12 protein-coding genes are annotated in these 11,806 nt (G+C 61.8%); 6 read left to right on the forward strand and 6 right to left on the reverse strand.

From position 1 onward, the window contains the following. Positions 1-153: 153 nt before the first annotated feature. The 3 genes from gap to tpiA are packed head-to-tail and all read left to right on the forward strand — an operon-like array spanning position 154 to position 3,194. On the forward strand, positions 154-1,173 hold the full coding sequence (gene gap, locus ACFT1A_RS04260; protein ID WP_003944851.1) for a type I glyceraldehyde-3-phosphate dehydrogenase: 1,020 nt from the start codon (positions 154-156) through the stop codon (positions 1,171-1,173). Positions 1,174-1,190: 17 nt separating this feature from the next. After that, positions 1,191-2,402 carry a phosphoglycerate kinase gene (locus ACFT1A_RS04265; protein ID WP_283304640.1) on the forward strand — a complete coding sequence of 404 codons (1,212 nt, stop codon included), beginning with the start codon at positions 1,191-1,193 and terminating at the stop codon, positions 2,400-2,402. Positions 2,403-2,408: 6 nt separating this feature from the next. After that, positions 2,409-3,194, forward strand: coding sequence for a triose-phosphate isomerase (tpiA, locus tag ACFT1A_RS04270; protein WP_019748390.1), 786 nt, complete (start codon positions 2,409-2,411; stop codon positions 3,192-3,194). An 89-nt stretch (positions 3,195-3,283) separates the two neighbouring features. On the opposite strand, the gene ACFT1A_RS04275 is transcribed toward tpiA, so the two are convergent. Continuing rightward, a complete protein-coding gene (locus tag ACFT1A_RS04275; protein WP_378445954.1) occupies positions 3,284-4,054 on the reverse strand; it encodes a tyrosine-protein phosphatase in 771 nt (256 codons plus the stop codon). 209 nt (positions 4,055-4,263) lie between these two features. Between ACFT1A_RS04275 and secG the strand changes: the two genes are divergently transcribed. The 3 genes from secG (at position 4,264) to ACFT1A_RS04290 (ending at position 8,278) form a co-directional block, all read left to right on the forward strand. Next, the gene (secG, locus tag ACFT1A_RS04280; RefSeq protein ID WP_095970190.1) at positions 4,264-4,497 is read left to right on the forward strand and encodes a preprotein translocase subunit SecG; all 234 of its coding nucleotides are present in this window, start codon (positions 4,264-4,266) and stop codon (positions 4,495-4,497) included. Between the two features lie 98 nt (positions 4,498-4,595). Then, complete coding sequence (gene ppc, locus ACFT1A_RS04285) at positions 4,596-7,370, forward strand: phosphoenolpyruvate carboxylase (protein ID WP_378445955.1); 2,775 nt, start codon at positions 4,596-4,598, stop codon at positions 7,368-7,370. A gap of 122 nt (positions 7,371-7,492) precedes the next feature. Next, positions 7,493-8,278, forward strand: a complete 786-nt coding sequence (locus ACFT1A_RS04290; protein ID WP_378445956.1) for an oxidoreductase — start codon at positions 7,493-7,495, stop codon at positions 8,276-8,278. 28 nt (positions 8,279-8,306) lie between these two features. On the opposite strand, the gene ACFT1A_RS04295 is transcribed toward ACFT1A_RS04290, so the two are convergent. From ACFT1A_RS04295 to ACFT1A_RS04315, 5 genes are all read right to left on the reverse strand, one after another. Beyond that, positions 8,307-8,807: a hypothetical protein gene (locus ACFT1A_RS04295; protein ID WP_378445957.1), complete on the reverse strand. Its 501-nt coding sequence runs from the start codon at positions 8,805-8,807 to the stop codon at positions 8,307-8,309. Between the two features lie 122 nt (positions 8,808-8,929). Further along, positions 8,930-9,250, reverse strand: a complete 321-nt coding sequence (locus tag ACFT1A_RS04300; protein WP_230815565.1) for a TfoX/Sxy family protein — start codon at positions 9,248-9,250, stop codon at positions 8,930-8,932. A 28-nt stretch (positions 9,251-9,278) separates the two neighbouring features. Continuing rightward, positions 9,279-10,001: an AAA family ATPase gene (locus ACFT1A_RS04305; protein ID WP_378445958.1), complete on the reverse strand. Its 723-nt coding sequence runs from the start codon at positions 9,999-10,001 to the stop codon at positions 9,279-9,281. A 32-nt stretch (positions 10,002-10,033) separates the two neighbouring features. Further along, complete coding sequence (locus ACFT1A_RS04310) at positions 10,034-10,378, reverse strand: iron chaperone (RefSeq protein WP_378445959.1); 345 nt, start codon at positions 10,376-10,378, stop codon at positions 10,034-10,036. Between the two features lie 206 nt (positions 10,379-10,584). Then, positions 10,585-11,508 carry an SDR family oxidoreductase gene (locus ACFT1A_RS04315; RefSeq protein WP_378445960.1) on the reverse strand — a complete coding sequence of 308 codons (924 nt, stop codon included), beginning with the start codon at positions 11,506-11,508 and terminating at the stop codon, positions 10,585-10,587. Positions 11,509-11,806 lie beyond the last annotated feature (298 nt).

The following is an 11,806-nucleotide window of genomic DNA, read 5'->3' on the forward strand; positions in this document are numbered from 1 at the left end:
CCTCCGTCAGGGTGGGCTGCGCACGTTCGGGCCACGCGCATTAGGGTATGAGTCACATCGACCGATGAACCCCACGTCCGCGTCGTGCACACACGGATTCGGAGTATGCGTGGGTCAAGTTGCACACCAGAATCATGGTCAAAGGAGCGAATTGTGACTGTCCGGGTTGGCGTAAACGGTTTCGGCCGTATCGGACGTAACTTCTTCAGGGCGGTGGATGCGCAGAAGGCGCTCGGAACCACCGATATCGAGATCGTGGCAGTCAACGACCTGACTGACAATGCGACGCTCGCTCACCTGCTGAAGTACGACTCCATCCTCGGCCGTTTGCCGTACGACGTGTCGCTCGACGGTGACGACACGATCGTTGTCGGCGATCAGCGCATCAAGGCCCTCGCACACCGCGGCCCGTTGAACGAACTTCCCTGGGGCGAGTTGGGCGTCGACGTCGTCGTCGAGTCCACCGGCATCTTCACCGACGCCGCAAAGGCCAAGGGGCACCTCGAAGCCGGCGCCAAGAAGGTCATCATCTCGGCTCCGGCCAAGGGTGAAGACATCACCATCGTCATGGGCGTCAACGACGACAAGTACGACGGCAGCCAGAACATCATCTCCAACGCGTCGTGCACCACCAACTGCCTCGGCCCCATCGCCAAGGTTCTCGACGACGAGTTCGGCATCGTCAAGGGTCTGATGACCACGATCCACGCGTACACCCAGGATCAGAACCTGCAGGACGCTCCGCACGCAGACCTCCGTCGCGCCCGGGCAGCCGCCCTCAACATCGTTCCCACCGGCACCGGTGCAGCCAAGGCAATCGGCCTGGTTCTCCCGCAGCTGCTCGGCAAGCTCGACGGCTACGCACTGCGCGTGCCGATCCCCACGGGCTCGGTCACCGACCTCACCGCGAACCTGAAGAAGTCGGCCACCGCCGACGAGATCAACGCCGCGATGAAGGCTGCTGCCGAAGGACCCCTCAAGGGCATCCTGAAGTACACCGACGCACCGATCGTCTCCTCGGACATCGTCACCGACCCGCACTCGTCGATCTTCGACTCGGGTCTGACGAAGGTCATCGACGACCAGGTCAAGATCGTTTCCTGGTACGACAACGAGTGGGGCTACTCCAACCGCCTCGCCGACCTCATCGGCCTCGTCGCCAAGTCTCTCTGAGCGGAGTTTCGATAACAGTGGCAGTTCAGACGCTGAAGGATCTGCTGGACGCTGGGGTCGAGGGGCGCACCGTACTGGTGCGTTCCGACCTCAACGTCCCGTTGGATGGCGGAGAAATCACGGACCCGGGCCGCATCGTCGCGTCCGCTCCCACCCTGCGGGCACTTGCCGAGGGTGGAGCGAAGGTCATCGTGACCGCGCACCTCGGGCGCCCCGACGGTCAGCCCGATCCCAAGTTCTCCCTCGCACCGGTTGCTGCGAAGTTGGCCGAAATCCTCGGTCGCAACGTGCAACTCGCCGGTGACGTCGTAGGACAGGACGCGCTGGCTCGTTCCGAAGGACTCACCGACGGTGACGTCCTGATGCTCGAGAACATCCGTTTCGACCCTCGCGAGACCAGCAAGGACGAAGCCGAGCGGGTCAAGCTCGCCAAGGCTCTCGTCGAGCTGGTCGGTGACGACGGCGCATTCGTCTCCGACGGATTCGGTGTTGTTCACCGCAAGCAGGCGTCGGTCTTCGACGTCGCGAAGCTGCTCCCGCACTACGCGGGTTACCTCGTCGGCGCCGAGGTCGAGGTGCTCGCCAAGCTCACGCAGGACGCAGCGCGTCCGTACGCGGTGGTGCTCGGCGGCTCCAAGGTCTCGGACAAGCTGGCCGTCATCGAGGCACTGGCACCGAAGGTCGACACTCTGGTGATCGGCGGCGGAATGTTCTACACGTTCCTCGCGGCTCAGGGTGTGTCCGTGGGCAATTCGCTGTGCGAAGAGTCCATGATCGGAACCTGCAAGGATCTCCTCGACCGGTACGCCGACGTCATCCACATCCCTCAGGATGTTGTTGTCGCGGACTCCTTCTCGGCCGATGCCGAGTCGAAGATCGTTCCGTTCGACGAGATTCCCGACGGTTGGATGGGTCTGGACATCGGACCGGAGTCGGTCAAGCGCTTTGCCGCGATCCTGACCGGCGCCAAGACCGTGTTCTGGAACGGCCCGATGGGCGTGTTCGAGTTCCCGAAGTTCGAGGCAGGCACCCGCGGTGTCGCCGAGGCAATCGTGGAGGCAACCGAGAAGGGTGCCTTCAGCGTCGTCGGCGGCGGCGACTCCGCAGCAGCCGTTCGTCAGCTCGGTATCCCGGACGAGGGCTTCTCGCACATTTCCACCGGTGGTGGCGCTTCCCTCGAGTACCTCGAGGGTAAAGAGCTGCCCGGCATCGCAGTACTGGAAGGCTGATCCGACATGGCACGTAAGCCGTTGATCGCCGGCAACTGGAAGATGAATCTGAACCACCTCGAGGCTATCGCCCTGGTGCAGAAGATCGCTTTCTCCTTGCCTGCGAAGTACTTCGACAAAGTGGACGTCACGGTTATCCCGCCGTTCACCGACATCCGAAGCGTCCAGACGCTGATCGAGGGCGACAAGCTCCTCCTCACCTACGGCGCGCAGGATGTCTCGGCTCAGGACTCGGGCGCGTTCACGGGTGAGATCAGCGGCTCCATGCTGGCCAAGCTCGGATGCACCTTCGTCGTGGTCGGTCACTCGGAGCGTCGCACCCTTCACGGTGAGACCAACGAGACCGTCCTCGCGAAGACCAAGGCCGCTCTCAAGAACGGCCTCACGCCGATCGTGTGCATCGGCGAAGGCCTCGAGATCCGCGAAGCGGGCGATCACGTCGCCTACAACGTCGACCAGCTCAAGGGTTCGTTGGCGGGCCTGAGCGCGGAGGAGATCTCCAAGATCGTCATCGCGTACGAGCCTGTCTGGGCCATCGGCACCGGCCGTGTCGCTTCTGCCGCAGATGCACAGGAAGTGTGCGCTGCGGTGCGAGCAACAGTCGCCGAACTTGCCGACGCCGAGGTCGCAGCCGGCGTTCGCGTCCTGTACGGCGGTAGCGTCAGCTCCAAGAACGTCGGAGAGATCGTCGGCCAGACCGACGTCGACGGTGCTCTTGTCGGCGGCGCGTCACTCAAGGCTGACGAGTTCGCGACACTGTCTGCGATCGCTGCAGGCGGTCCACTCCCGTGATGATCGGGTAGTGAGCTGAAACTGCTCGAGACCAAGACTGCGGGCGTGTGACCGAATAGGTCACACGCCCGCAGTTTTTTGTTCGCAAGTCAGCTCACGAGTTTGGTTTCCAAAGCGCCGACGAGTTCGGGAGCAAGCTCCAACCCGGCGGTCAGATAGTTCTCGACGGTCCCGTAGTGGTGGTCCACCTCTTCGAAGGCGGCGCCCAGGTAACTCGCGTCGACGGAAAGCAGCAGTCGGATGACCTCGCCCTTCTCTGCATCTGTGGCAGCGGCGATCTTCGCGACTGTTGCATCGATGTACTCGGCCGAGTACGTGTTCGTGAGCAGGTAGTCCGCCGTGATCGTTTCGCGCGGCACACCGGCGAGTGTCTGCAGTAGTGCTGCCGCCCAACCTGTTCGGTCCTTGCCCGCCGTGCAGTGGAAGAGTTGCGGTCCGTCGGTGGTCGCCAGGGCGGCGAACAACTGTGAGAATCCGTTCCGAGTGACGGGGTCCGCGACAAAACTACGATTGATGTTCTGCATGAAAGCTGTTGCAGCGTCAGCTGTTCGGAGAGCCATTGCCTCGGCGTGGATGTTGCCGGACAGGATGGGAATGTGGGCGTACATCGCCGGAGCTGGCACGATGTCGGGAGTTTCGTTCGCTTCGGTTTCGGATCGAACGTCGTAGACGGCTGTCAGCCCCAGCGATTCCACGATTGCGAGATCCTCGGGCGAGGGCGTCAGAACATTTGCGCGGTAGAAGACTCCGCGGCTCATCGCCTGTCCACTGGTCGTGACGTACCCGGGGCCGGCCACATCGCGGAAGTTGTGAATCGAAGCCAGGCGTGGAGTGTCGGGCAGGGCAGTGTCGGAAAGCATGGAGCGGGCCTTTCGGAGGTAGAGTCGCGTCAACTGAAAAACTACTGAATCGGTATCTCGACAGTGTGATCGATGCCACTGACCAAGAGTCGTGCCTGGCCGGGTGCAGAGGCGTGTGCAAGGCGGGTATGTGGTCAGGCTATCTGTGCGCGCCTGTATGGTGTTATCGGTTGTAGTTGTCCCTATTGGATTGGTGGACGTAGACAGACATGAAACTGTTCCTGGATATCCTGCTGGTCGTCACCAGCTTGCTCCTCATCGCCTTGGTGCTCTTGCACCGCGGTAAGGGCGGCGGTTTGTCGAGTCTGTTCGGTGGCGGTGTCCAGTCCAGCCTGTCCGGATCGACTGTTGTCGAGAAGAACCTCGACCGGTTGACGGTCTTCACCGCATTGATCTGGCTCATCTCGATCGTCGGCATCGGCCTGGAGATCAAGTTCGCCTGATTGTCGGCTCGTGCAGTCGGTAATTCTTCACCCACGAATTTCAGACACGGAACCCCGCCTATCGAGCGGGGTTCTTTGTTTCGGTCGATAATTGTGTGATGACTGAAACCGCGTCGCATCGAGAAACACCGCGAGAGGCCACCGAGCCGCTGCGCGAAGACATCCGGCTTCTCGGCGGAATACTCGGACAAATAGTGCGAGAGCAAGCCGGCGACAATGTTTTCGATCTTGTCGAGCGAGCCCGTGTCGAGTCGTTCCGAGTCCGTCGGTCGGAGATCGACCGCGCAGAACTGGTGTCACTGTTCGCTGAAATCAGTACCGACGACGCCATTCCCGTCATCCGTGCGTTCAGTCACTTCGCGCTGCTCGCCAACCTAGCCGAGGACATCCATCGCGAGCGTCGACGGGCCATCCACGTCAACGCGGGTGAACCGCCCCGAGACAGCACTCTCGCGGCCACGTACACCAAACTCGATGCGGCCGATATCGACTCGGCCACCGTCGAAGAAGCGTTGCGGGGCGCCTTGGTCTCGCCCGTCATCACCGCTCACCCGACGGAGACTCGTCGCCGCACGGTGTTCGAGACGCAGAGTCGGATCACCGAGTTGATGCGATACCGCGAGCGCACGGCGCTGAGCGCCGCCGAAACCGATGACGTCGATCTGCAATTGCGCCGTCAGATCCTGACCCTGTGGCAGACGGCTCTGATCCGGCTCAGCCGCCTGCGTATCCAGGACGAAATCGAGGTGGGCCTTCGCTACTACGACGCGGCGTTGTTCGAGGTGATTCCGAAGATCAATGCGGAGGTTCGCAAAGCTCTGCGCGCGCGTTGGCCGGAAGCTGGCCTTCTGCCGGAACCGATCCTGAGGCCGGGTTCGTGGATCGGCGGTGACCGGGACGGCAATCCGTATGTGACCGGCGAAATCGTCCAGCGCGCGACTTCGCGCGCTGCGGCAACTGCTCTCGAGCATCATCTGGGGGAACTCGAACATCTCGAGCGTGAACTGTCGATGTCGGCGCGGTTGGTGTCCGTCACGCCCGAACTCGATCTGCTGGCGTCCACTTCCGGCGACGATTCGGCATTCCGGGCCGACGAGCCGTACCGGCGCGCGATTCGCGGTATCCGTGGGCGATTGAGCGCCACCGCACTGTCGGTGCTGGGGGAGTTGCCCGCTCACGGTTCCGATGACGGTCTCGAGGCGTACACCGATCCGGCACAACTACAGCGGGATCTCGGAATCATCGACACCTCGCTGCGTCGTTTCGGCGACGAGACCATTGCCGACGATCGACTCGACCGGCTCCGAGAAGCGGTGGAGGTGTTCGGCTTTCACCTGTCCGGTCTGGACATGCGGCAGAACTCCGAGGTACACGAAAGCGTCGTCGCAGAACTTCTGGCGTGGGCCGGAGTTCACCCGGACTACGCGTCGTTGCCGGAGGCCGAGCGAGTGGAATTGTTGGCGGCCGAGCTGACCACGAGGCGACCGCTGACTTCGCCGGACGCCGAGTTCAGTGAATTGACCACCAAGGAACTGGCCATCATGGCGGCCGGCGCGAAGGCAGTGCGGGTTCTCGGAGCGGGTGCGGTACCCAACTACATCATCAGCATGTGTACCTCGGTCAGTGACATGCTCGAAGCCGCAGTGCTGCTCAAAGAGGTCGGGGTGCTCGATCCGGGCGTCGGCAGCGAACCCTCCTGCCCGATCGGCATCGTTCCGTTGTTCGAGACGATCGAGGATCTGCAGGGCGGCGCCGAAACACTGCTGGCGACGCTCGACATCCCGATCTACCGTGCGATCGTGCGGTCCCGCGGTGACAGTCAAGAAGTGATGCTCGGGTACTCCGATTCCAACAAGGACGGTGGCTATCTAGCTGCCAACTGGGCGCTGTACCGTGCCGAGCTCGACCTTGTCGATGCCGCGCGTAAGAGCGGAATCAGATTGCGACTCTTCCACGGCCGCGGCGGAACGGTCGGACGTGGCGGCGGACCGAGCTACGAAGCGATTCTGGCTCAGCCTCCCGGTGCAGTCGCTGGTTCTTTGCGAATCACCGAGCAGGGTGAGGTGATTGCCGCCAAGTACGCCGAACCGCGGCTGGCGCATCGCAACCTCGAAACACTGATCGCAGCGACTATCGAGTCGACGTTGCTCGACGTCGAAGGTCTCGGCAGCGATGCAGACGCGGCCTATGCGGTATTGGACGAGCTTGCTGCCCTCGCCCGCACCGCGTACAGCGAACTGGTGCACGACACACCAGGATTCGTGCAGTACTTCGAAGCGTCCACACCGGTCGCCGAGATCGGGGCACTCAACATCGGCTCTCGCCCGGCCTCTCGCAAGCAGACCAAGGCGATCTCCGACCTGCGTGCAATTCCCTGGGTGCTCTCGTGGAGTCAGTCTCGCGTGATGCTTCCGGGTTGGTACGGCACCGGCGCCGCGTTCGAACGATGGATCGACGGAGACGACAGTCGGCTTGCCACGTTGACGGCCCTGTACGAGAAGTGGCCGTTCTTCCGAACCGTGCTCTCGAACATGGCCATGGTGATGTCGAAGTCGGATCTCGGTTTGGCGGCCCGATACGCGGACCTCGTACCCGACGCCGAATTACGCGATCGAGTCTTCGGAATGATCACCGACGAGCACGAACGCACAATTCGCATGTACAAGGCAATCACGGGAAACGAGAACCTCTTTGCCGACAACTCGGGCCTCGAGCGTTCGGTCCACAACCGGTTCCCGTACCTCGAACCTCTCAACCATCTACAGGTCGAGTTGATCCGTCGATACCGGTCCGGCGACGAGAGCGATCAAGTACGTCGAGGCATCCAACTGACGATGAACGGCCTGGCCACTGCACTTCGTAACAGTGGCTAGGTGTAACAGTGGCTAGGAATGACAGCGGATAGGCCGGCAGGTTTACCACGGTGTGCGTGCGGCGACTCTAGGGCTGTCGCACGCACACCTCCCGCTGCGCACAGGACCGAACGGGGACCGCAGTGGATCTGCAATTGGACGGGCGAACTGCCGTGGTCACCGGCGCGGGAAAAGGCATCGGACTGGCTGTCACGCGGGCGTTGGTAGCCGAGGGCGTCCATGTTGTCGCCGGCTCTCGGACGCTCTCACCGGAGCTCGAATCGTTGCAGCCCGGGGGCCGTATCACGTTTGTAGCGGTCGATTTGGCGAGTGCCGAAGGCTCAACCCGACTGCTCGAAGTCGCAGCAGGCAGGGGCGGCGTGGACATCCTGGTCAACAATGTCGGTGCTGTCACCCCGAGAACCAGTGGTTTCGCAAGTATCACGGACGACGAGTGGGCGTCGTCGTTCAATCTGACGTTCTTGTCGGCTGTGCGCACGGTTCGCGCTGCGTTACCGGAGTTGATCCGCCGAGGCGGCGGGAGCATCGTGACGATCAGTTCGGTCAACGCCTTCCTGCCCGACCCCACGGTGATCGACTACAGCGCCGCCAAAGCAGCACTGACCAACTTCTCGAAGTCGTTGTCGAAAGAGCTGGGCGGGAAAGGGATCCGCGTCAACACCGTCAGTCCTGGGCCGGTGCAAACGGAGTTGTGGCTAGGTAAGCACGGTGTGGCATCGACGTTGGCGAAGGCGAGTGGATCAGCCGCCGACGACATCGTCGAAAGTGCCGCGGCCGGCGCCGAGACTGGGCGGTTTACTTTCCCCGAAGAGGTTGCCGACCTGGTGTTGTTCCTCGCCAGCGATCGTGCGGGGAATGTGACGGGCGCGGACTTCGTGATCGACGGCGGTCTGATCAAGACCTTGTGACCACTGATCAAGACCTTGTGACCGCTGATCAGGACCTTGTGATCATTGCCGCCTGGAACCTGATCAGGTGCGCGACGGTCGATGACGTGACGCACAGGATCACTGCAGACGCGATGACCGCCCACAGTCCCCACCCGATGGACGGCCCGGCGACCTCGGTACTACGTCCCACGATGGCCGCGGCGTTTCCGACGGCAACGATCAAGACAGCGATTCCCACCAGCGGTCCGGTGCAGTGATTTTTCATCTCGGGGGTGACGTCGCGGACCATGATCGCTATCAGTGCAGTGACCGCGCACATCGCGAGGACGAGAGTGATCGCCCCGCATTCGTCCATACCGCTGTGGTCGAGGGTGGAAGACGACGTCCACGGGCCGAGGCTGCCGGCGACGATTCCGGCGCACGCCCACAACGATCCGACGAGATTCGGTCCGAAACGGTCGGGCATGAGGGAGGGAATTGCGCGGGTCGTCGGTGGCTGAAAGCCGAAGGCGCGTTGGTGATCCGGCTGATTGGGTGTGAACGTCACGGGACGGACCACCTTTCCTCCGCGGCGTCGAGGCGCCCAATCCAATGCTTTTCCGGAGTCTAAGGGCCGCCCAGTTCACTTTTGCCGAATCGACCGAAATTTATCGAACCGGCAGTACCCAGTCAGTGAACGAAGTCCAGCGCTTCCTTGATCCACGCATTGAATTCGACGTTCGAACTCGTTCCGGTTCGGTCGACGACGATCCATCCCTTGCTCATCGGCTTACCCCGCATCTCGGGCCAACTTGCACCCTTGTGCGTCAGAAGCTCGTCGACACGATCGGGGGCACAACGAACCATGATATTGCCGTGTGAGTTCGCGCTGGCGGCCAGCTTCCCGTTGACCATGAAACTCAGGCCACCGAACATCTTTACTTCCTCGACGTCGTCCTCGCCCGAGAGCGCGTCGCGGATACGCTCAGCTAGCGCTTTGTCGTATGCCATGGAGGCCTCCTGGGGGTGGAGTTCCAGGTTAGATCAGGTGGCGCAGGTACGTCTGTGGGTCGTGAAGGAACCGTCGCCAGTTCGAGACGAGATCGAGGTCTTCCCATCCTGCGGTTCTGATTCCCCATTCGCCGATCTCGAGCAGGTTGGCGTTCGGGAGCGCCGCGATGATCGGCGAGTGCGTCGCGATCACTGCCTGTGCGCCGGAGTCCACCAGCTCACCGAGCAACGCGGCGAGCGTCAACGTTCCTTGGAAGGAGAGGGCGGCATCGGGTTCGTCGATGAGATAGAACCCGCCGTCGGAGGTCCTCGACGACAAGATCTCGAGCAGCGCTTCTCCATGGGAAAGCTGATGATATTGCGGTTCAGGGTGCCGGGGATTGGGGTTGTCCTCCAGGTACGTGTACAACCCGTGCAAGGTTTCGTCCCGAAGGTAGTACGCCCATTTCGATGCGCCGGGGCTCCGCTCGACCAGAAGGCCGAGGCCGCCCGGTTCACTCGATCGGGTCTGATGCCGCGTATTGGTCGACCCGCCTTCGGCATTGAGCCCGAGAACGGCGGCAAGAATTTCGATGACGGTCGACTTCCCGGCTCCGTTTTCGCCGACCAAAATCGTGACACCCGGTGGAAGTTCGAGACCGTCCTCAACGATCTGCGCGACCGCAGGCACCGTCATCGGCCAGCTGCCTACGTCTGCGCCCGACGATGGCCCGGCCTTGATGCGTCGGATGGGTTGTCTCTGCACGGCCATACGTTCTCACAAGGCTCCGACGGGAACTGAGGCTAGTGGCGCCGCGCGAGCAATTCGACGATCCGAGCCACGAGATCGAGGGGGATCGGTTTGTTCAGCGGGAACTTCACGGTTGATTTCGCGGATCGGTACGGGTCGACGGACTTCTCGAACTCTGCGTCACCCGCCGGCAGTGGGTACATCGAAATGTGGTGTTTCCAGCCTGCGAAATGAACCAGGTTCTTGCCGTTCACCGTCATGGTCGGCATCTGATAGCTGATGGTTTCATCGAGGCCTGGAACCGTGTTGTGAATCGTCTCGCGGATGCTTTCGAGGGCTGGTTGCACGTCGGCGGGAAACGACGCGATATATTCGTCGATCGTCGCGAATTCGGCCATGCTCGGATCCTAATCGCACTCCGACTCCCACTGATGGCGACTTGGGGGGTAAATGAGACCATTAGGTATGAAAAATGTGGAACCTTGGGAGTTCGCCGGCATGCTCACGCATCTGCGCGCGTATCTGACCAACGCTAGGCGCTTTCTGCGGGGGTGGTCGTATCGCGAGGTAGACGGCTCGTCGGAAGATCGTTGACTAGTTACGCTCAGCGTTGGTGATGCCAAAAATCGGGTCGGCTCCCGTCGGCGTCGGTGAACCCGTAGTCGGTTCCGAGTTCGCCGGAACTGACAGATCTCTGATTCCATCGCTTCCGGTTCGGATCGGCGGCGAGAGCCGCGATCGCACGTCCGATGAATCTCGGTGACTCGGAGCGTGCGAAATCCGGAGGTGCAGTCGGGCCATCCCGATTCGGCAACAAAGCGTCACGCCAATTCGATTCGCCGACACCAAAATTGTCGAGCATCATCTCCGATCGCAGGAACCCCGGAGTGATGGCGACGGCAGTACATCCGAACGGGGCCAATTCGTGGCCTTGTGAAAAGGCGAGCCGGTTCACCGATACTTTCGCCAAGTCGTAGAACACCGAGATGCGATAGTTCGACGCGTTGTATTCAGTAGTGCCGTCGGTTATTTCGGCGACCAGTCCACCAGGTCGATCGATCATCAGCGGCAGGAGGTGATGCGACGTGGTGATGTGAGTGTCGATCGCCAGGCGCAAGATGTGAAAGCCCTTGTCCAGATCGTGTTCCCATACCGGTGTGTTCCACTCCGCCGGCCCACCCTTGAGCAATTCCGCGCCCCAGATGTCGTTGACCAAGATGTCGATATGTCCGTAGTCGGCGCGCAAGCGTTCGGCGAGATCAGCCACTTGTTTGCTCTTGAGGTGATCGACGGCAATCGGCACTCCGACGCCGCCCAGTGCGGTGACAAGTTCCGCAGTCTCTTCGATGGTCTCGCCGCGCGGGTAGTCCGACTGAAGTATCCCGGCAGATGTGCTCCGACCAGTGCAGATGACAGTTGCACCCGCCTCGCCCAAGGCTGCGGCGATTCCGCGTCCGGCGCCCCTCGTCGCCCCGGCAACAACAGCTACTCGCCCGCGGAGAGCGTCCGGATTCGGTGTCCACGACATTGTTCGATTGTTCCCGCCCGGTTTGCTTCGTTCAAGAGCGACGGCGATCTGCGGAACCGAACCTCGATCCGCGGCGTCCAAGGTAGTAATTGCTCGGGGGAGCGAAACAGGGGGAGAGATGAGTCGTTGTGTCGGGCAGAGTGCCCGTTGGAGGAACGGGATCTCGGGATTGAGTTCCGTTCCTTCAAAAGGAAATTCGCATTTTATCCGGAGTCGGCGGGTAATCGAAACTCGCCGCTGTGAGAAAGTCGTCGACCTTCCACCAGACCGGGAATCGCCCGAAGACGATTCCCGGCCG

It is taken from the genome of Rhodococcus sp. NPDC057135, from assembly GCF_042670865.1.
In the GTDB taxonomy this organism is placed as follows: Bacteria; Actinomycetota; Actinomycetes; order Mycobacteriales; family Mycobacteriaceae; genus Rhodococcus_F.